At 62.3% G+C, this 18098-nt stretch carries 20 protein-coding genes and 1 tRNA gene; 13 read left to right on the forward strand and 8 right to left on the reverse strand.

The genetic code is table 11. The features are described from left to right. Positions 1–4: 4 nt before the first annotated feature. Positions 5–853: a choline ABC transporter permease subunit gene (gene choW / locus LOY34_RS25390; protein WP_176794313.1), complete on the forward strand. Its 849-nt coding sequence runs from the start codon at positions 5–7 to the stop codon at positions 851–853. Then, on the forward strand, positions 850–2028 hold the full coding sequence (choV, locus tag LOY34_RS25395) for a choline ABC transporter ATP-binding protein (RefSeq protein WP_093378632.1): 1179 nt from the start codon (positions 850–852) through the stop codon (positions 2026–2028). The genes choW and choV overlap by 4 nt, the downstream gene beginning before the upstream one ends. 110 nt (positions 2029–2138) lie before the next feature. On the opposite strand, the gene hisF is transcribed toward choV, so the two are convergent. The 6 genes from hisF to LOY34_RS25425 all read right to left on the reverse strand — a co-directional run bounded on the left by hisF (position 2139) and on the right by LOY34_RS25425 (position 7179). Further along, on the reverse strand, positions 2139–2909 hold the full coding sequence (hisF, locus tag LOY34_RS25400; protein WP_010221324.1) for an imidazole glycerol phosphate synthase subunit HisF: 771 nt from the start codon (positions 2907–2909) through the stop codon (positions 2139–2141). A gap of 83 nt (positions 2910–2992) precedes the next feature. Beyond that, positions 2993–3742 (reverse strand): 1-(5-phosphoribosyl)-5-[(5-phosphoribosylamino)methylideneamino]imidazole-4-carboxamide isomerase, encoded by a 750-nt coding sequence (gene hisA / locus LOY34_RS25405; RefSeq protein WP_195885212.1) that lies wholly within the window; start codon positions 3740–3742, stop codon positions 2993–2995. Positions 3743–3827: 85 nt separating this feature from the next. After that, positions 3828–4091 (reverse strand): DUF2164 domain-containing protein, encoded by a 264-nt coding sequence (locus LOY34_RS25410; protein WP_036995008.1) that lies wholly within the window; start codon positions 4089–4091, stop codon positions 3828–3830. Then, positions 4091–4729, reverse strand: coding sequence for an imidazole glycerol phosphate synthase subunit HisH (gene hisH / locus LOY34_RS25415; protein ID WP_045202336.1), 639 nt, complete (start codon positions 4727–4729; stop codon positions 4091–4093). Before hisH ends, LOY34_RS25410 begins: the two co-directional genes overlap by 1 nt. Then, the gene (gene hisB, locus LOY34_RS25420; protein ID WP_028942262.1) at positions 4729–5322 is read right to left on the reverse strand and encodes an imidazoleglycerol-phosphate dehydratase HisB; all 594 of its coding nucleotides are present in this window, start codon (positions 5320–5322) and stop codon (positions 4729–4731) included. The genes hisH and hisB overlap by 1 nt, the downstream gene beginning before the upstream one ends. A gap of 195 nt (positions 5323–5517) precedes the next feature. Further along, on the reverse strand, positions 5518–7179 hold the full coding sequence (locus LOY34_RS25425; RefSeq protein ID WP_195885213.1) for an OFA family MFS transporter: 1662 nt from the start codon (positions 7177–7179) through the stop codon (positions 5518–5520). A gap of 339 nt (positions 7180–7518) precedes the next feature. On the opposite strand from LOY34_RS25425, the gene LOY34_RS25430 reads away from it, so the two are divergent. The 5 genes from LOY34_RS25430 (at position 7519) to LOY34_RS25450 (ending at position 11782) form a co-directional block, all read left to right on the forward strand. Next, positions 7519–9759, forward strand: coding sequence for an AsmA family protein (locus LOY34_RS25430; protein WP_195885214.1), 2241 nt, complete (start codon positions 7519–7521; stop codon positions 9757–9759). Further along, complete coding sequence (gene mutY, locus LOY34_RS25435) at positions 9756–10823, forward strand: A/G-specific adenine glycosylase (RefSeq protein WP_195885215.1); 1068 nt, start codon at positions 9756–9758, stop codon at positions 10821–10823. Before LOY34_RS25430 ends, mutY begins: the two co-directional genes overlap by 4 nt. Then, a complete protein-coding gene (locus LOY34_RS25440; RefSeq protein WP_045202346.1) occupies positions 10820–11092 on the forward strand; it encodes an oxidative damage protection protein in 273 nt (90 codons plus the stop codon). Before mutY ends, LOY34_RS25440 begins: the two co-directional genes overlap by 4 nt. A gap of 91 nt (positions 11093–11183) precedes the next feature. Beyond that, positions 11184–11259 (forward strand) — tRNA-Phe (locus LOY34_RS25445). Between the two features lie 118 nt (positions 11260–11377). Beyond that, complete coding sequence (locus tag LOY34_RS25450) at positions 11378–11782, forward strand: hypothetical protein (RefSeq protein WP_195885216.1); 405 nt, start codon at positions 11378–11380, stop codon at positions 11780–11782. Here LOY34_RS25450 and LOY34_RS25455 read toward each other — a convergent pair. Beyond that, positions 11779–12312: a TetR/AcrR family transcriptional regulator gene (locus LOY34_RS25455; protein WP_195885217.1), complete on the reverse strand. Its 534-nt coding sequence runs from the start codon at positions 12310–12312 to the stop codon at positions 11779–11781. The two genes, LOY34_RS25450 and LOY34_RS25455, sit on opposite strands and share 4 nt — an antisense overlap. Positions 12313–12420: 108 nt before the next feature. On the opposite strand from LOY34_RS25455, the gene LOY34_RS25460 reads away from it, so the two are divergent. The 5 genes from LOY34_RS25460 to LOY34_RS25480 all read left to right on the forward strand — a co-directional run bounded on the left by LOY34_RS25460 (position 12421) and on the right by LOY34_RS25480 (position 15248). After that, the gene (locus tag LOY34_RS25460) at positions 12421–12909 is read left to right on the forward strand and encodes an HPP family protein (RefSeq protein ID WP_258664078.1); all 489 of its coding nucleotides are present in this window, start codon (positions 12421–12423) and stop codon (positions 12907–12909) included. A gap of 98 nt (positions 12910–13007) precedes the next feature. Further along, the gene (gene ppk2, locus LOY34_RS25465; RefSeq protein WP_258664079.1) at positions 13008–14051 is read left to right on the forward strand and encodes a polyphosphate kinase 2; all 1044 of its coding nucleotides are present in this window, start codon (positions 13008–13010) and stop codon (positions 14049–14051) included. 91 nt (positions 14052–14142) lie between these two features. Continuing rightward, positions 14143–14580, forward strand: coding sequence for a hypothetical protein (locus LOY34_RS25470; RefSeq protein ID WP_195885219.1), 438 nt, complete (start codon positions 14143–14145; stop codon positions 14578–14580). Positions 14581–14731: 151 nt separating this feature from the next. Next, entirely contained in the window at positions 14732–14989 is a 258-nt protein-coding gene (locus tag LOY34_RS25475) for a CopG family ribbon-helix-helix protein (RefSeq protein WP_045202358.1), read from the forward strand. Continuing rightward, on the forward strand, positions 14964–15248 hold the full coding sequence (locus LOY34_RS25480; RefSeq protein ID WP_195885220.1) for a type II toxin-antitoxin system RelE/ParE family toxin: 285 nt from the start codon (positions 14964–14966) through the stop codon (positions 15246–15248). Before LOY34_RS25475 ends, LOY34_RS25480 begins: the two co-directional genes overlap by 26 nt. A gap of 60 nt (positions 15249–15308) precedes the next feature. Here LOY34_RS25480 and gabP read toward each other — a convergent pair whose 3' ends face one another. Next, positions 15309–16703, reverse strand: a complete 1395-nt coding sequence (gene gabP, locus LOY34_RS25485) for a GABA permease (protein ID WP_258595238.1) — start codon at positions 16701–16703, stop codon at positions 15309–15311. 609 nt (positions 16704–17312) lie between these two features. Between gabP and LOY34_RS25490 the strand changes: the two genes are divergently transcribed. After that, a complete protein-coding gene (locus LOY34_RS25490) occupies positions 17313–18086 on the forward strand; it encodes an ABC transporter ATP-binding protein (protein WP_038998282.1) in 774 nt (257 codons plus the stop codon). Positions 18087–18098: the final 12 nt, after the last annotated feature.

An 18098-nucleotide genomic window follows, 5' to 3' on the forward strand; every position in this document is an offset into this window, starting at 1 on the left:
CGCTATCATGCTGATCGATGAAAAACTCCCTTTGGGCCAGTACATCGCAGGCTTCGTTGAATGGTTGACGCAACACGGCGCCAACTACTTCGATGCCTTCGCGGCAGCACTGGAATACATGATTCATGGCGTGACCGGGGCACTGACCTGGTTCAATCCTTTCGTCCTGATCGGCCTGATTGCAGTAATCGCGCACCTGATCCAGCGCAAATGGGCGCTGACCGCATTCTGCGTACTGTCATTTTTGCTGATCCTCAACCTCGGTTACTGGCAGGAGACCATGGAGACCCTGGCCCAGGTGCTGTTCGCCACCCTGGTCTGCGTCGCCATCGGCGTGCCGCTGGGCATCCTCGCCGCACACAAGCCGATGTTCTACACCGCCATGCGCCCGGTCCTCGACCTGATGCAGACAGTACCTACCTTCGTTTACCTGATCCCGACCCTGACCCTGTTCGGCCTGGGGGTGGTCCCCGGGTTGATCTCGACGGTGGTGTTCGCCATCGCCGCACCGATCCGCCTGACCTACCTGGGTATCTGTGACGTGCCCCAGGAACTGCTCGACGCCGGCAAGGCCTTCGGCTGCTCACGCCGCCAGCTGCTGTCGCGCATCGAGCTGCCCCACGCCATGCCGAGCATCGCCGCCGGCGTTACCCAATGCATCATGCTGTCGCTGTCGATGGTGGTAATTGCCGCGCTGGTGGGTGCCGACGGCCTGGGCAAACCTGTGGTCAACGCATTGAACACCGCCGATATCGCCCTGGGTTTTGAAGCGGGCCTGGCGATCGTGTTGCTGGCGATCATGCTCGACCGTATCTGCAAACAACCCGACGCGCCGGTAAGGAGTGAAGCATGAGCATTATTCGCTTCGAAGACGTAGACGTTATCTTCTCCAGTCGACCGCGCGAGGCCCTGAGCCTGCTCGACCAGGGCATGACCCGCGAACAGATCCTGAAGAAGACCGGCCTGGTGGTCGGTGTCGAGAAAGCCAACCTGGACATCAACAAGGGCGAGATCTGCGTGTTGATGGGCTTGTCCGGCTCGGGCAAGTCGAGCCTGCTGCGCTGTATCAACGGCCTCAACACCGTCAGCCGCGGCAAGCTGTTCGTCGAGCACGAAGGCTCGCATATCGACATCGCCCACTGCACCCCGGCGGAACTGAAGATGATGCGCACCAAGCGCATCGCCATGGTGTTCCAGAAGTTCGCCCTGATGCCCTGGCTGACGGTGCGCGAGAACATCAGCTTCGGCCTGGAAATGCAGGGCCGCCCGGAGAAGGAACGGCGCAAGCTGGTCGATGAAAAACTCGAACTGGTGGGCCTGACCCAATGGCGCAACAAGAAGCCCGATGAACTCTCGGGCGGCATGCAGCAGCGCGTCGGCCTGGCCCGGGCACTGGCAATGGACGCCGACATCCTGCTGATGGACGAACCCTTCTCGGCCCTCGACCCGCTGATCCGCCAGGGCCTGCAGGACGAGCTGCTGGAGCTGCAACGCAAGCTGAACAAGACCATCGTCTTCGTCAGCCACGACCTGGACGAAGCCCTGAAGCTGGGCAGCCGTATTGCGATCATGAAAGACGGGCGGATCATCCAGTACAGCAAGCCGGAAGAAATCGTCCTCAACCCCGCCGACGACTACGTGCGCACCTTCGTCGCCCACACCAACCCGCTCAACGTGCTGTGCGGCCGCAGCCTGATGCGCACCCTGGACAAGTGCAAACGCATCAACGGCTCGGTGTGCCTCGACCCGGGTGGCGACTCCTGGCTGGACCTGGCCGAAGGCAACACCATCAAGGGTGCGCGCCAGGGCGCCAACGGCATGGACCTGCAAAACTGGGCACCGGGTGAAGCAGTGGAAGGCCTGGGGCGCAAACCGACCCTGGTGAATGCCAACATCGGCATGCGCGAAGCCCTGCAGATCCGCTACCAGACCGGCAACAAGCTGGTGCTTCAGGAAGGTAATAAAGTGGTGGGGATTCTTGGTGACAGCGAGCTGTACCACGCGCTGCTGGGCAAGAACCTGGGCTGAAAGCTATCGCGGGGCACTTGTGGGAGCTGGCGTTGCCAGCGATGCAGACGACGCGGTGCACAGGAGACCGCGCTGATAGCATCGCCGGCAACGCCGGCTCCCACAAAGCGTCAGCGAACGACGATACCCTGCTTGGCCATGAAGGCCTTGGCCTCGGGCACGGTGTACTCACCGAAGTGGAAGATGCTCGCCGCCAGCACCGCACTGGCATGACCTTCGATGATCCCGTCGGCCAGGTGCTGCAGGTTGCCGACACCACCGGAAGCGATCACCGGAATGCCCAGGGCGTCGCTGATGGCGCGAGTCACGCCCAGGTCAAAGCCGTTCTTCATGCCGTCCTGGTCCATGCTGGTCAGGAGGATCTCGCCGGCCCCCAGGCCTTCCATCTTCTTCGCCCACTCCACCGCATCCAGGCCGGTCGGCTTGCGCCCGCCGTGGGTGAAGATCTCCCAGCGCGGGGTTTCGCCCGGGCCCGAGACCTTCTTGGCATCGATGGCCACCACAATGCACTGCGAGCCGAAGTGCGCGGCAGCTTCGCCGACGAACTCCGGGTTGAACACCGCGGCGGTGTTGATCGACACCTTGTCGGCACCGGCGTTGAGCAGGTTGCGGATGTCCTGCACGGTGCGCACGCCGCCACCTACGGTCAGCGGGATGAACACCTGGCTGGCCATACGCTCGACGGTATGCAGGGTGGTGTCACGGCCATCGACGCTGGCGGTGATGTCGAGGAAGGTGATCTCGTCAGCGCCCTGTTCATCGTAGCGCCGGGCGATTTCCACCGGGTCGCCGGCATCGCGGATGTTCTCGAACTTGACGCCCTTGACCACCCGGCCGTTGTCGACGTCGAGGCAGGGAATTATGCGTTTGGCTAAAGCCATAGGTAGTCCTCGAGTTGCAAGCTTCAAGCTTCAAGCTGCAAGAAAGAGCGACTCGGTCGCGCTTTTGACTTGCAGCTTGCAGCTTACGACTTGGAGCTAGCCGAATAGGCGTCACAGAAGGCTTGCGCCTCGGCGACATCCAGGGTGCCTTCGTAGATGGCGCGGCCGGTGATCGCACCGATGATGCCTGGCGCCTTGGCGTCGAGCAGGGCCTTGATGTCACCGAGGTTGTGGATACCGCCGGAGGCGATCACCGGGATCTTGGTGGCAGCGGCCAGGGCGGCGGTGAAGGGCACGTTGCAGCCCTGCATCATGCCGTCTTTGGCGATGTCGGTGTAGACGATGGCCGAGACGCCATCGGCTTCGAAACGCTTGGCCAGGTCGATGACCTGCACCGAGCTGACTTCTGCCCAGCCGTCGGTGGCGACGAAACCGTCCTTGGCATCCAGGCCGACGATCACTTTGCCCGGGAAGGCGCGGCAGGCTTCGGCGACGAACTCCGGCTCTTTCACCGCCTTGGTGCCGATGATCACGTAGCTGACGCCGGCCCTGACGTAGTGCTCGATGGTTTCCAGCGAACGGATACCGCCACCGATTTGGATCGGCAGATTCGGGTAGCGCTTGGCAATCGCGGTGACTACTTCACCGTTGACCGGCTGGCCTTCGAAGGCGCCATTGAGGTCAACCAGATGCAGGCGGCGGCAGCCCCCTTCAACCCATTTGGCGGCCATGCTCACCGGGTCGTCGGAGAATACCGTGGAGTCTTCCATGCGGCCCTGGCGCAGGCGTACGCAAGCACCGTCCTTGAGATCGATAGCGGGGATAATCAGCATGCTTTTTTCCTTCGTAAAAAAGAGCTGCAAGTTGCTAGCTACAAGCTGCAAGCATGCGCGTCTGTTCTCTTGCAGCTTGTCGCTTTCAGCTGCCTTTCTCTAGCGACCAGAGGTCGCTCTCGATACTCTCGAACCGTTCCTTGAGGTGGTTCTGCACATCGAAAATCGCCCTGTTGTAGTAGTGCGGGGCAATCTCTTTGGTGAACAGTTCCAGGACCTCGGCCACCTCGAACGACCCCAGCTGCAGCTCGAAACGGTCTTCGAGAAAGCGCTTGAGGGTATCGAGCGCTTCACGCTCCTGTTCCGGCGCCAGCGTGAGGATCGGCGGCTTGGCCCTGGACTTGCCCATTACCAGCGCCCGTCCCAGGCGGCGAAGTTCTGCAGCAGCTGCAGGCCATGGGTATGGCTCTTCTCCGGGTGGAACTGCACGGCAAAGCGCGAGCCTTCGGCCAGCGCTGCGGCGAAGTCGACGCCGTAATGGCCGCTACCGACCACCTGGCCCGGCTTGCCGGCGGTGATGTAGTAGCTGTGCACGAAGTAGAAGCGCGCACGCTCGGGGATGTTGTGCCACAGCGGGTGATCGATGCTCTGGGCGACTTCGTTCCAGCCCATGTGCGGCACTTTCAGGTGCTCGCCGTCTTCGTGCAGGTCTTTGCCGAAGAAGCGCACATTGCCCGGGAACAGGCCGATGCAATCGACGCCGTCGTTCTCTTCACTGTGATCGAGCAGCGCTTGCATGCCCACACAGATGCCGAGGAACGGCCGGTCCTGGCTGACTTCGCGCACCAGGCTGTCGAAGCCCAGGCGGCGGATTTCGGCCATGCAGTCGCGGATCGCGCCAACACCAGGGAACACCACGCGGTCGGCTTCGCGAATCACCTCGGCGTCGCTGGTGATCAGAACCTTGCCGGCGCCCACATGCTCGAGGGCCTTGGCCACCGAGTGCAGGTTACCCATGCCATAGTCGATAACGGCAACCGTCTGCATTACAGGCAACCCTTGGTCGATGGCATCTGCCCGGCCATGCGCTCGTCCAGCTCGATGGCCATGCGCAGCGCGCGGCCGAAGGCCTTGAACACGGTCTCGATCTGGTGGTGGGTGTTGTGCCCACGCAGGTTGTCGATGTGCAGGGTGACGTTGGCGTGGTTGACGAAGCCCTGGAAGAACTCCTGGAACAGGTCGACATCGAAGCCGCCCACCGAAGCGCGGGTGTATGGCACATGCATTTGCAGGCCCGGGCGGCCGGAGAAGTCGATGACCACCCGCGACAGCGCTTCGTCCAGCGGCACGTAGGCATGGCCGTAGCGGCGGATGCCCTTCTTGTCGCCGATGGCCTGGTTGAAGGCCTGGCCGAGGGTGATACCGACGTCTTCGACAGTATGGTGATCGTCGATATGCAGGTCGCCCTTGCATTCGATATCGAGGTCGATCAGCCCATGTCGGGCGATCTGGTCGAGCATATGTTCAAGGAAAGGCACACCGATATCGAATCGGGCCTTGCCGCTGCCATCCAGGTTGATCGAGGCCTTGATCTGGGTCTCCAGAGTATTGCGCTCGACGGAAGCCTTACGTTCGACCATCACCAGCTCCGCAAAATCATTGGGCGAAAAAGGTGACCATTATAGGCCCAGAAGCACGCGGCTTGAAACGCAGATGACGCGTGGCAGGGAATTTACCTGCGATCCGGCAATTTTCAGCTACTTCTGTAGGAGCGGGCTTGCCCCGCGATCGAATGCGGGTTCATCGCGGGGCAAGCCCGCTCCTACAGGGCAGACCTAGTTGAACAACACCGCAGTCTTCTGCAACGTCACCCAGATCCCCCAGGCCAGCGGCACCCCGACCACCAGCCAGGCCGCCAGCACCAAAGGCTTGCTGGCCGGGTCGGCCTTCCACTCCAGTACGCGCTCGCTGGCGCTGCCCTGGTCGTGGCTCAGGGCCCGTTCGGCGGCAAGCTCGGCATCGGTCATGAAGTACTTGTCGGCCACCGGCCGCACCAGCGCATTGCAGACAAAGCCCAGCACCAGCAGCCCGGCGAGGATGTACAGAGTGATGTCATAGGCCGCCGCCCGTGGCACGCCCAGCGCCAGCTGGTACTCGCGCAGGTAGGTGATCAGCACCGGGCCCAGCACCCCGGCTGCGGCCCAGGCGGTCAGCAGGCGACCGTGAATGGCACCGACCATCTGCGTGCCGAACAGGTCGGCCAGGTACGCCGGCACCGTGGCAAAACCGCCGCCGTACATCGACAGGATGATGCAGAACGCCGCCACGAACAGGGCGATATTGCCCAGGTGGCCCATGTTCGGCACCAGCGCATACAGAGCCACGCCCAGGGCGAAGAAGGCGAAATAGGTGTTTTTGCGCCCGATATAGTCGGAGAACGACGCCCAGAAGAAGCGCCCGCCAATGTTGAACAGGCTGAGCAAACCGGTAAAACCGGCGGCAATCGCGGCGATCTGGCCCAATTGCGCGGCGTTGAGCTGGCTGAAACTCAGGTCATTGCCCAGCAGCTTGCCGGCAAAAACCTCCTGCAGCAGCGGCGAAGCCATGCCGAGAATGCCGATACCTGCCGAAACGTTCAGGCACAAAACCAGCCAGATCAACACAAACTGCGGGGTTTTCCACGCCACACTGACATGCACATGGCGATGGGTGATCATCGCGTTGCCGGCTTTTTTCAGCGGCGCAGTCCAGCCTTCAGGCTTCCAGCCGGTAGGCGGCACGCGATAGGCCAGGGCGCCGCCGAGCATGAACACGAAGTAGATCACCGCCATGACCACGAAGCTCTGCCAGACCCCAACGTCGCCGGGCGTAGCGAAGTGGTTCATCAGCGCTGCCGCCAGCGGCGCGCCGACCATGGCGCCGCCGCCAAAACCCATGATCGCCATGCCGGTGGCCATGCCGCGTTTGTCCGGGAACCACTTGATCAGGGTCGAGACCGGGGAAATATAGCCAAGCCCCAGGCCAATACCGCCGATCACCCCGGAGCCCAGCCACATCAGCCACAGTTGGTGGGTATAGACGCCGAAGGCGGAAATCAGCAGGCCGCCGCACCAGCACAGGGTCGAGACCACCCCGGCCTTGCGCGGCCCGGCGTGCTCCAGCCAGCCGCCCCAGATGGCCGCCGAGCACCCCAGGAAGACAAAGAACAGCGTGTAGATCCAGCTGAGCATCGAGATCGGCCAGTCGCACTCGGTGGTGAACATGCGCATCAGGAAGTGGGTCTGTTCCGAGCAGACAACCGGCGCACTGATGCCGATGGCCTGCGACAGCGGCAACCAGAACACCGAAAAACCGTAGGCCATGCCGATGCACAGGTGGATGGCCAGGGCCGCTGGCGGTACCAACCAGCGGTTGAAGCCCGGACGGGCGATGATCCGCTCCTTGGACAGGAAGCCGGGCGCGCTGGCGACGGTTCCAGCCGTGATGCTGCTGCTCATTGTTGTGTTCCCCTCGTAGGAATGAAGCGCTCACCGCCCGCGACCTTGGCGCTTTGGCAACTGGTCGTTGTTATTGGCGAACGGCCCCGTTTGCGCGACAAATGGCCGCAGCAGGGCCTGAGAGCGGCGAGAGAGTAGCATTTGCCGTGGTCACTTAGCGCTAACTGATACCGTCGTTTGTTCTGCAACTGATCCCCCCGGCAAGGAACTGTCATGCCATGCGTTGTCGAATCCGACACTTATGCAGGACTAAACCTTCGCCCCATATCACCCAGCGGTGATAACCGCAGCGCTATACTCTGCGGCTGAATTTAGAAATCGGACTACAAGGACTCGCCCATGAAAGCGTTCGGCAAAATCCTGGGGCTGGTGCTTCTCGGGTTGTTGCTGATCATTGTGGCTCTGGGCTTCGCCCTGACCCACCTCTTCGATCCCAACGACTACAAAGACGAGATTCGCCAGCTGGCACGCGACAAGGCCCACGTCGAGCTGACGCTCAATGGCGACATTGGCTGGAGCCTGTTCCCGTGGCTGGGCCTTGAGCTGCATGAAGCCAGCATCGCCACCCTGAACAACCCGAAAGTGCCGTTTGCCGACCTGCAGATGCTTGGCCTGTCGGTACGCGTGCTGCCGTTGCTGCGCCGTGAAGTGCAAATGAGCGATGTGCGCGTCGAGGGCCTGAACCTGACCCTGAGCCGTGACGAAAATGGCCACGGCAACTGGGAAGACATCGGCAAGCCACTGCCCGCTGCCACCCCGGCCCCGGCCCCGGCCGAAAGCGCCGGCACTGCCCCGGCCCAGGCTAGCAGCGACAGCGCCAGCGAGCGCCCGGTCAAGCTCGATATCGACAGCCTGACCGTCAACAACGCCCGCGTGCAGTACAACGATGCCCGCAGCGGCCAGAGCTTCGGCGCCGAAAGCATCCAACTGAGCACCGGCGCAGTGCATGAAGGGGTAAACATCCCGCTGAAGATGACCGCCTTCCTCAGTTCCGGCCAGCCAGTGGTCAAAGCGCGCACCGAGCTTAACGGCGAGCTGCGCTTCGATCGCCGGCTCAAGCGCTACCAGTTCGAAGACATGAAACTCAGCGGCGAAGCCTCGGGCGAGCCGCTGCAAGGCAAGACCATGACCTTCGCCGCCCAGGGCCAGTTGCTGGTCGATCTGGCGGCCAACGTCGCCGAATGGAACGGCCTCAAGCTCTCGGCCAACCAACTGCGCGCCCTCGGCGAGCTGAACCTGCGCGACCTCGACAAAACCCCGCAACTGAGCGGCGGCCTGTCGATTGCCCAATTCGACCTGCGCAACTTCCTCGACAGCATCGGCCACCCGCTGCCGGCCTCGGCCGACGCCAGCACCCTGGGCAAGGTCGAGCTGGTCACCCGCCTGCAAGGCACGCCGAACAGCCTGGCCCTGGAAGACCTGGCGATCAAGCTCGACGACAGCACCTTCAGCGGCCGCGTGGCCATTGAAGACTTCGCCAAGCAGGCCCTGCGCGTGCTGCTCAAGGCCGACAAGTTCGACGCCGACCGCTACCTGCTGGCCAAGAGCGAGGCAGCCCAGGGCGCCAAGGCCGCACGCCAGGCCGAAGTGCAGAGCAAAGAGGCCGGTGCCCTCGCCGGTGCCGGTACCACGCCGCTGCCCGACGCGCCGACCCAGGTGGCCTGGAGCAACGACAAGCTGCTGCCGGTTGACCGCCTGCGCAAGGTCGACCTGCAGGCCGACCTGACATTTGGCCAGCTGACCCTGGACAAGCTGCCGATCGAAAACGCCCACCTCAAGGCCCAGGGCCAAGGCGGCCTGATCACCCTGGAAACCCTGCGCGGCGGCCTGTACAACGGCGACTTCGAAAGCAAGGGCACCCTCGATGTACGCCCAGCCGTGCCGCAGATTGGTCTTAACACCCGCATCAACCGGGTGCCGGTCGAGCACTTCATCAAGAGCGAAACCGGCACGCCACCGGTCAAGGGTCTGTTGACCCTCAACAGCGACCTGACCGCCACCGGCAACAGCCAGAAAGCCCTGGTCGACACCCTCAACGGCAACGCCAGCTTCGTCATCAACGACGGTATCCTGGTCAACGCCAACCTCGAACAGCAACTGTGCCAGGCCATCGCCACCCTCAACCGCAAGGCCCTGAGTGGCGAGCCACGCGGCAAGGACACGCCGTTCCAGGAGCTCAAGGGCAGCCTGGTAATGCGTAACGGCGTGGCCAGCAACCCTGACCTCAAGGCACGCATTCCCGGCCTGACCGTCAACGGCCATGGCGACCTCGACCTGCGCGTGCTGGGCATGGACTACCGCATCGGCGTGATCGTCGAGGGCGACAAGCGCGACATGCCCGACCCGGCCTGCCAGGTCGGCGAGCGTTATGTCGGCCTTGAACTGCCGCTGCGCTGCCGTGGCCCGCTGGAACTGGGCGCCAAGGCTTGCCGCCTGGATAAAGACGGCCTGGGCAAGGTCGCGGCCAAGCTGGCTGGCGACAAGGTCAGCGAAAAACTCAGCGAGAAGATCGACGAGAAGCTCGGTGACAAGGTCAGCCCGGAACTCAAGGACGCGCTCAAGGGGTTGTTCAAGCGATGAGCCCCGAGCAGTTTTCCAGCGCCGTGCTGGATTGGTACGACCGTAACGGCCGCCACGACCTGCCCTGGCAACAGGGCATCACCCCGTACCGGGTGTGGGTCTCGGAGATCATGTTGCAGCAGACCCAGGTGAGCACCGTGCTCAACTACTTCGACCGCTTCATGCAGGCGCTGCCGACGGTCCAGGCCCTGGCCGAAGCGCCCGAGGATGAGGTGCTGCACCTGTGGACGGGCCTGGGTTACTACACCCGGGCGCGCAACCTGCAAAAGACCGCGAAGATCGTTGTCGAGCAATATGACGGCGAATTCCCCCGCGATGTCGAGAAACTCACCGACCTGCCCGGCATTGGCCTGTCCACTGCCGGCGCCATTGCCAGTATCAGCATGGGCCTGCGTGCGCCGATCCTCGACGGCAACGTCAAGCGCGTGCTGGCCCGCTACACCGCGCAAGAGGGTTACCCCGGCGAGCCGAAAGTGGCCAAGGCGCTGTGGGCCAACGCCGAGCGCTATACCCCGCACAGCCGGGTGAACCATTACACCCAGGCGATGATGGACCTGGGTGCCACCCTGTGCACCCGCAGCAAGCCCAGTTGCCTGCTGTGCCCGCTCAAGGTCGGCTGCGAGGCGCACCTGCTCGGCCAGGAAATCCGCTATCCGGTGCCCAAGCCGCGCAAGGAGCTGCCACAAAAGCGCACGCTGATGCCACTGCTGGCCAACCACCAAGGCGCCATCCTGCTTTACCGGCGGCCTTCCACGGGCCTGTGGGGCGGGTTGTGGAGCCTGCCGGAGCTGGACAGTGTCGAACAGATCGACGACCTGGCCGACCAGCACGGCCTGAGCCTGGCCGGCAGCCAGGCGCTGGACGGCCTGACCCACACCTTCAGCCACTTCCAGCTGGCCATCGAGCCCTGGCTGGTGCGCGTTGACGCCACCAGCGAGCACGTGGCCGAGGCCGACTGGCTCTGGTATAACCTCGCCACCCCGCCGCGCCTGGGCCTTGCCGCCCCGGTGAAAAAACTGCTTAAACGCGCGGCCGACGTATTGCTTACAGGAGAGTCGCGATGACCCGCACCGTAATGTGCCGCAAGTACAAAGAACAATTGCCAGGCCTCGAGCGTCCACCCTACCCGGGCGCCAAGGGCCAGGACATCTTCGAGAACATCTCGCAGCAAGCCTGGGCCGACTGGCAGAAAGAGCAAACCATGCTGATCAACGAGAAGCGCCTGAACATGATGAACGCCGAGGACCGCAAATTTCTCCAGGGCGAGATGGACAAGTTCTTCTCCGGCCAGGATTACGAGAAGGCCGAAGGCTACGTTCCACCTAGCGAATAACCCCGGAAAATCGTAAGCGACGGAATTAATTTAAAAAATTTTCAAAAAGTCGTTGACGTAAATCCGAAAAACCCTTTTAATGCGCCCCGTTGCCCAGATAGCTCAGTCGGTAGAGCAGGGGATTGAAAATCCCCGTGTCGGCGGTTCGATTCCGTCTCTGGGCACCACTAATACCGAAAAGCCCCAAGCGAAGTGATTCCTTGGGGCTTTTTTCATGCCTGCGATTTATCAGCGAACGCAGGCCTTCTCGCGCACGGAAATGCCGCGAGCTTGTCGGAGCCAGGGATGAAATCGATTGCCGTCGCCGTCACCATGCTGCTGAGCCTGACCGGCTGTGTCGGCGCCACCGTGGTGCTGCCGCATAAAGACACCTACCCCACCGCGGCCCATCGCATCCTGCGCCTGAAGAACATCACCCCCAAGGTCAGCAAATCGGAGAAATCCGACGTCACCCGCGAATGGTGCGGCGTCACCCTCTGGGCTGTGGTCGTGCCGGTGCCTTTGCTACTGCCGGTGTGCAGGACCTACAGTGAAGTGGCCTATGGCCCGGACATCGATGGCGACCAGGTCGTGCTGTTCAACGCCAGGCAGACCATCAGCTCGCCCATGTACGCCTGTGGCCCGATGATGATCCTGGCGCCGATCATCCATGGTTACGAAGGCAATCAGATCTGCGGGATGCTGCGCTAGGCCAGCGCAGCCACTATCAACCGCGCAGCCTCGAACAGCGGCACCTGCACCCCGCCGACCTGCGACGCAACAATCAACCCCTCGCCCAGCAAAAACAGCTGCTGCGCAGCGCCCTGCTTGCACCCCGCCTGCTGGCAGGCCTGCTCAAGTGCGGCCATGACCTTGTCCTTGTGCAACCTGGCCAGCACATGGGGTGGCTCGGCCGGCCCGGCATACTCGGCCGAAGCGTTGATGAAGGCGCAGCCGTAGAAGTCTTCAGAGCGCGCCCAGGCCTCGATGAAGTCGATATAGGCCAGCGGCCGCGCTTTTGCCTCAACGGCCGCCAGAGCGCTTTGCAGGCGCGCCATGAAATCGTGATCGCGACGTTCCAGCGCCGCCTCGATCAACAGCTCCTTGCTGGGGAAATGCCGGTACAGGGTTTTCTTGGTCACCCCGGCCTCCTGGCTCAACTGCTCGACCCCGGTGCCGTGGTAACCCTGGCGGTAGAACAGCTGCAGCGCCGACTCGGCGATTTTCTCGGACGTACTCATGCCACACCTTCGATCAGGACAGTTGCCAACAGTGTATACCGATCGGTTGACCTACAGGTAAACCGATCGGTATCCTCGGCACACATTGCCCAGCCAGAGACTGCACCCATGCCATTCAAATCCAAGGCGCCCGCCGCCCCTTCCCTGCATTTCAGCCTGCTGTCACTGATCGGCGCGGCCCTGGCGATCGGCGCCACCGGCTGGCTCAGCCAGGTGTCCGGCGCGCTGTGGCTGATGGCCCCGTTTGGCGCCAGCTGCGTGCTGGCCTTCGGCATGCCCGACTCGCTGCTGGCGCAGCCGCGCAACATCATCGGCGGCCACGTAATTGCCACCCTGGTGGGCCTGGCAATGCTGCATACCCTCGGCGACAGTTGGTGGAGCGCAGCCCTGGCCGTCGGCCTGGCCCTGGCTACCATGCAGCAGACCCGCACCCTGCACGCACCAGCCGGAGCCAACCCGCTGGTGGTGATCGCCAGCCACGCACCGCTGAGCTTCGTGATTACCCCGGTACTGGCCGGCTCGCTGGTGATCGTCGCCGTGGCCTGGTGCCTGAACAATGCGCGCCAGGCCAACAGCTACCCGAAATACTGGTACTGATGGCGCTATGCCAAGGGCTGTTGATCACCGTCAATATGCCCTCGGCCGGCGTCGATAAAATGCTCTGAGGATATTAGAAGGAACCAACAGGCCTCCCCATGAGCGAAGAATCCACTGCCCTGCCCCTGCCCTCGCCTGCCGCTGAAACACCTGCGAGCCCCAGCCCAAGCCCGGCACGCAAAGCGGCCAGCACCCGTCCACGGCGTCCACGCACCCCGCGCAAGCCTGCTGTCAGCGCCGCTGCCGAAAGCGAAATCAGCGCCATCAGCCAGCAACCGGCGGCCCTGAAAGTCGCCTCGGCGCCGCGCGGCTCCAACGAGGACAGCGCCTCGGCCAAGCTGCCGGCCAGTTATCCGTACCGCAACCGCATGCGCCGCGCCGAGTACGAAAAGGCCAAGCATGAACTGCAGATCGAACTGCTCAAGGTGCAAAGCTGGGTCAAGGAAACCGGCCAGCGCATCGTCGTGCTGTTCGAAGGCCGTGACGCCGCCGGCAAGGGCGGCACCATCAAGCGCTTCATGGAGCACCTGAACCCGCGTGGCGCGCGGATCGTCGCCCTGGAGAAACCCTCCGAGCAGGAGAAAGGCCAGTGGTACTTTCAGCGCTACGTCCAGCACCTGCCCACGGCCGGTGAAATGGTCTTCTTCGACCGCTCCTGGTACAACCGCGCCGGGGTCGAGCGGGTCATGGATTTTTGCTCGCCGCTGCAATACCTGGAGTTCATGCGCCAGGCGCCGGAGCTCGAACGCATGCTGTGCAACAGCGGCATCCTGCTGTTCAAGTACTGGTTCTCGGTGAACCGCGAAGAGCAGCTGCGCCGCTTCATCTCCCGCCGTGACGACCCGCTCAAGCACTGGAAGCTGTCGCCGATCGACATCAAGTCGCTGGACAAGTGGGACGAATACACTGCCGCCAAGGAGGCAATGTTCTTCCACACCGACACCGCCGATGCACCGTGGACGGTAATCAAATCCGACGACAAAAAACGCGCGCGGATCAACTGTATCCGCCACTTCCTGCACTCGCTGGACTACCCCGGCAAGGATTTGAGTGTCGCCCACCAGCCTGACCCGCTGCTGGTGGACCGCGCCGCGCGCGTGCTCGAAGAGGAAGACCGCGGCGAGCTGGCGCAACCGGCCTGAGCTTGCTCCAGGCCGTCGGCGGCACTTGGGTTTCCCGGCCAACTGCGATTCAATACGCAGAATTTATCCGGCTCAGCACAAGGGTTCACCGATGGCCTCCAGCAGCAAACAACAGAAACGCGCCAAGCGCGCCGCCAACAAGGCCCGCGAAAACCGCATGGTGCGTAGCGGCCAAGCGGTCAAGAGCTCGGGCGAAAGTTCCAGCGCCAGCGTCGAGCAGGTCTTCAACAAAGCCATGGAGTCGGGCAGCTATATCGCCCTGTTCGAAAAAATGAAGCAAGCCCAGGAAACCGGCCTGGTCGCGCTGATTTCGGTGTTCCTGGTCGACCCGCTGCTGACCCTGGTGCTCAAGGGCCACAAGGAAGAACACGCCACCGACTACATCGTCATGGTCTTCACTGCCTACCGCAAGTGGCTGGACGGCGCCGACGAAGCCACAACCATGGCCTGGCTCGAGAGCGACGAGTTCCAGGAAGCCTACATCAGCGCGTCCGAGGCGGTGGCCAAGCAGCAGAAGAAGTTTGGCTGACAGCTTGCCTGGCTCCTGATTCCTCGGGGGCCAGATCCCCTCAAAGAAAAATCCTACATCGACCACAGGTCCCTGGCCGATTGACCATCGCATCGACGCCACCTAACTTTTGTTGACCGTTTACAACGTATACAAAGTCAGGAGCGTAGACATGGCTTCCCCGGTTCTGTCGTTTCGCGTCGAAGCATCCCTCGCCGAAAAGCTCGATCAACTGGCAGCCGCCACCGATCGAGATCGCCAATATCACCTCAAGCGCGCTTTGCTGCGCTATGTCGAAGCCGAGTCATGGCACGTGCAGGCGATTGCTGCCGGCATCAGCGATGCCGACACTGGCAACCTGACCGACCTCTCTGAGGTCAAGGCAAAGTGGGTGAAACGCGAAGATGATTGCACTGACGGCGAAGGCTGAAAGCGACCTGGATTCGATTTTCGAGCACTATCAGCTCAAGGCAGGCAGCAAAACGGCCTTTGCAATGGTTCAGGGCATATTGAGCAGCCTGGAAATTCTCGAGCGCTTCCCAGGTGCAGGCCGCCCCTCGCCAGTGCCGGATGTGCGTGAGCTGGTGCTCGCCCACATCCCCTTTATTGCCCCGTACCGCTTGCTCGACGGACGGGTCCAGGTATTGCGATTTCTGCATCGGCGCAGTGAGCGACCTGAGCACTGGTAAAGCCCACCGCGTGAGCCGCGATGAGCCCGCTACGGCCTTTGTCATTGCATCCGCATCACATCAGTTGTTCAGCACCGCCCGCCCGGCCGCCTCGGCCTTGCGCTTGCGCGCCACCAGCAAGCCGGCGGCGACCACGGCAATCGACAACAAGCCGGTCGCGACGATTTCGATACGATGGTCCGGACGGATCAGCATCACCGTCAGGATGCCGACGATGAAGGCAATGGTCGCCCAGGTCAGGCCCGGGAACAGCCACATCTTGAAGGCGATCTTCTCGCCGCGCTGCATACGCTGACGACGCATGCGCAGTTGCGACACGGCGATCACCAGGTACACCAGCAAGGCAATGGCGCCGGAACTGGCCAGCAGGAACTCGAACACCTGAGCAGGTGCCAGGTAGTTGGCGATCACGGTGAGGAACGCCGCTGCAGTCGAAAGCACCACTGCCACGTATGGGGTACCGCTGGAGGTGGTGCGCTGGGCCATGGCCGGGGCATCGCCACGCTTGCTCAGGGAGAAGAGCATGCGCGAGGAGGTGTACAGCGCCGAGTTCAGGCAGCTGGTCACGGCGATCAGCACGACGATGTCGACGATCAGCTTGGCGTTGGGGATGCCCATCAGGTTGAGCACGGTCTGGTACGAACCGACTTCGGCCAGGTCACTGTTGGTCCACGGCACCAGGGCCACGACCACGAAGATCGACACCAGGTAGAACAGGAAGATCCGCCAGATCACCGAGTTGGTGGCCTTGGTGATCTGCTTGCCCGGGTCTTTCGACTCGGCGGCAGCGATGGTGACGATTTCAGTACCCATGAACGAGAACATGGTGGTCAGCATCGCCGCCAGCACCGCGCCCATGCCGTTGGGCATGAAGCCCTGGGTGTCGAACAGGTGGCTGACGCCGCTGACCTGGCTGTTGGGCAGCAGGCCGAAGATCGCAGCCACACCAAGGATGATGAAGCCAATGATCGCCACTACCTTGAGCAACGCGAACCAGAACTCGAATTCACCGTAGTTCTTCACACTGAACAGGTTGGTCGCGGTCAGCAGCAAGGTGATCACCAGGGTAAACACCCAGATGCCGATATCGGGGAACCAGGCATGCAGAATGGTTGCGGCGGCGTTGGCCTCCAGCGGAATCACCAGAACCCAGAACCACCAGTACAGCCAGCCGATAGTAAAGCCGGCCCAGTGGCCGATGGCTTTATCGGCATACGTCGAAAACGAACCGGTATCCGGCGAGGCAACGGCCATTTCGGCCAGCATGCGCATCACCAGCACCACCAGGGTCCCGGCCGCGGCATAGGCCAGCAAGACCGCAGGGCCGGCTTCGGCGATGGCGTGGCCGGAGCCGACGAACAGCCCGGCACCGATGACACCGGCAATCGACAGCATGGTCACATGCCGCTGCTTGAGCCCCTGAGCGAGGTCATTGGAATTGTGCGTACCGCTCATAAAACTACCTTTGCGAGAAATGGCGTTTTGATCCTGCTACTCGAGTCGCGCTCTTCAAAAAGAGTGCTACATCCTGTTGCCGATCGATAACGCAATTACCGCGCCAGGCCGATGACCGTTCGTTCGAAAATTCTCACAGCCCCGTTTAACAAGGCTTACAGGTCTTTCGGCCAAGACTTGACCGAAAGCCCCTGAAAAACCGGCGGAATAGACCAATTACTGAAATACCCACTTACAAATGCCCCGGGTGCACCACACTTCGTCACCGGTAACACCTCATGCACTTCCTACGACCAAAAAGGTACAACCCAAAGGTACAACCAAAGCCGTAGATAAAGGCCCGAACCTGTGCACAAGGTCAGAAACGACTTCCCAGAAACGGCCAAAACTGGCACCATCGCGCCTTTTTTCATCAAGGCTCCGGCCCTGGAAACGAGGGTAGGCGGACATCTGCGCGACAGTCCACTGCAGCGATGCGACACCCGCCCTCCCACCAACCGATTGCCTCTCCCGACGTTATTGGCTGTCTTCGGACCGCTATGCTAGCTTGGCGCCTCGCCAGGAAGGCCGCTAACAGCAGGAGCGCACCAGAACACATGAGGACCGCACATGGCTGAGGCCACGCCCGCGCTGGAAATCCGCAACCTGCACAAACGCTACGGCGACCAGGAAATCCTCAAGGGAATTTCGCTGACCGCGCGTGATGGCGACGTGATCTCGATCCTGGGATCCTCCGGCTCCGGCAAGTCCACTCTGCTGCGCTGCATCAACCTGCTGGAAAACCCGCACCAGGGCCAGATCCTGGTGGCTGGCGAAGAGCTGCGGCTCAAGGCGGCAAAAAACGGTGAACTGGTGGCCGCCGACAACAAACAGATCAATCGCCTGCGCAGCGAGATCGGCTTTGTCTTCCAGAATTTCAACCTGTGGCCGCACATGAGCATCCTCGACAACATCATCGAGGCGCCGCGCCGGGTGCTCGGCCAGAGCAAGGCCGAGGCCATCGAGCATGCCGAAGCGCTGCTGAACAAGGTTGGCATCCACAACAAGCGTCACAGCTACCCGGCCGAGCTGTCCGGTGGCCAGCAACAGCGTGCGGCCATTGCCCGCACCCTGGCAATGAAGCCCAAGGTTATCCTGTTCGACGAGCCGACCTCGGCCCTGGACCCGGAAATGGTCCAGGAAGTGCTCAACGTTATCCGTGCCCTCGCCGAAGAAGGCCGTACCATGCTACTGGTTACCCACGAAATGGGCTTCGCCCGCCAGGTGTCCAGCGAAGTCGTCTTCCTGCACCAGGGGCTGGTCGAAGAGCAAGGAACGCCGCAGCAGGTTTTCGAAAACCCGACCTCGGCGCGTTGTAAACAATTCATGTCCAGCAACCGCTAACGGAGCAACACG

This window comes from Pseudomonas sp. B21-009, from assembly GCF_024749345.1.
Lineage (GTDB): Bacteria > Pseudomonadota > Gammaproteobacteria > Pseudomonadales > Pseudomonadaceae > Aquipseudomonas.

What these genes read in the sequence shown, in the direction of transcription:
- choV (WP_093378632.1), top strand. Translation starts at nt 850, where the DNA reads ATGAGCATTATTCGCTTCGAAGACGTAGACGTTATCTTCTCCAGTCGA.
- hisF (WP_010221324.1), bottom strand. Translation starts at nt 2,909, where the DNA reads ATGGCTTTAGCCAAACGCATAATTCCCTGCCTCGACGTCGACAACGGC.
- hisA (WP_195885212.1), bottom strand. Translation starts at nt 3,742, where the DNA reads ATGCTGATTATCCCCGCTATCGATCTCAAGGACGGTGCTTGCGTACGC.
- LOY34_RS25410 (WP_036995008.1), bottom strand. Translation starts at nt 4,091, where the DNA reads ATGGGCAAGTCCAGGGCCAAGCCGCCGATCCTCACGCTGGCGCCGGAA.
- hisH (WP_045202336.1), bottom strand. Translation starts at nt 4,729, where the DNA reads ATGCAGACGGTTGCCGTTATCGACTATGGCATGGGTAACCTGCACTCG.
- hisB (WP_028942262.1), bottom strand. Translation starts at nt 5,322, where the DNA reads ATGGTCGAACGTAAGGCTTCCGTCGAGCGCAATACTCTGGAGACCCAG.
- LOY34_RS25425 (WP_195885213.1), bottom strand. Translation starts at nt 7,179, where the DNA reads ATGAGCAGCAGCATCACGGCTGGAACCGTCGCCAGCGCGCCCGGCTTC.
- LOY34_RS25430 (WP_195885214.1), top strand. Translation starts at nt 7,519, where the DNA reads ATGAAAGCGTTCGGCAAAATCCTGGGGCTGGTGCTTCTCGGGTTGTTG.
- mutY (WP_195885215.1), top strand. Translation starts at nt 9,756, where the DNA reads ATGAGCCCCGAGCAGTTTTCCAGCGCCGTGCTGGATTGGTACGACCGT.
- LOY34_RS25440 (WP_045202346.1), top strand. Translation starts at nt 10,820, where the DNA reads ATGACCCGCACCGTAATGTGCCGCAAGTACAAAGAACAATTGCCAGGC.
- LOY34_RS25450 (WP_195885216.1), top strand. Translation starts at nt 11,378, where the DNA reads ATGAAATCGATTGCCGTCGCCGTCACCATGCTGCTGAGCCTGACCGGC.
- LOY34_RS25455 (WP_195885217.1), bottom strand. Translation starts at nt 12,312, where the DNA reads ATGAGTACGTCCGAGAAAATCGCCGAGTCGGCGCTGCAGCTGTTCTAC.
- LOY34_RS25460 (WP_258664078.1), top strand. Translation starts at nt 12,421, where the DNA reads ATGCCATTCAAATCCAAGGCGCCCGCCGCCCCTTCCCTGCATTTCAGC.
- ppk2 (WP_258664079.1), top strand. Translation starts at nt 13,008, where the DNA reads ATGAGCGAAGAATCCACTGCCCTGCCCCTGCCCTCGCCTGCCGCTGAA.
- LOY34_RS25470 (WP_195885219.1), top strand. Translation starts at nt 14,143, where the DNA reads ATGGCCTCCAGCAGCAAACAACAGAAACGCGCCAAGCGCGCCGCCAAC.
- LOY34_RS25475 (WP_045202358.1), top strand. Translation starts at nt 14,732, where the DNA reads ATGGCTTCCCCGGTTCTGTCGTTTCGCGTCGAAGCATCCCTCGCCGAA.
- LOY34_RS25480 (WP_195885220.1), top strand. Translation starts at nt 14,964, where the DNA reads ATGATTGCACTGACGGCGAAGGCTGAAAGCGACCTGGATTCGATTTTC.
- gabP (WP_258595238.1), bottom strand. Translation starts at nt 16,703, where the DNA reads ATGAGCGGTACGCACAATTCCAATGACCTCGCTCAGGGGCTCAAGCAG.
- LOY34_RS25490 (WP_038998282.1), top strand. Translation starts at nt 17,313, where the DNA reads ATGGCTGAGGCCACGCCCGCGCTGGAAATCCGCAACCTGCACAAACGC.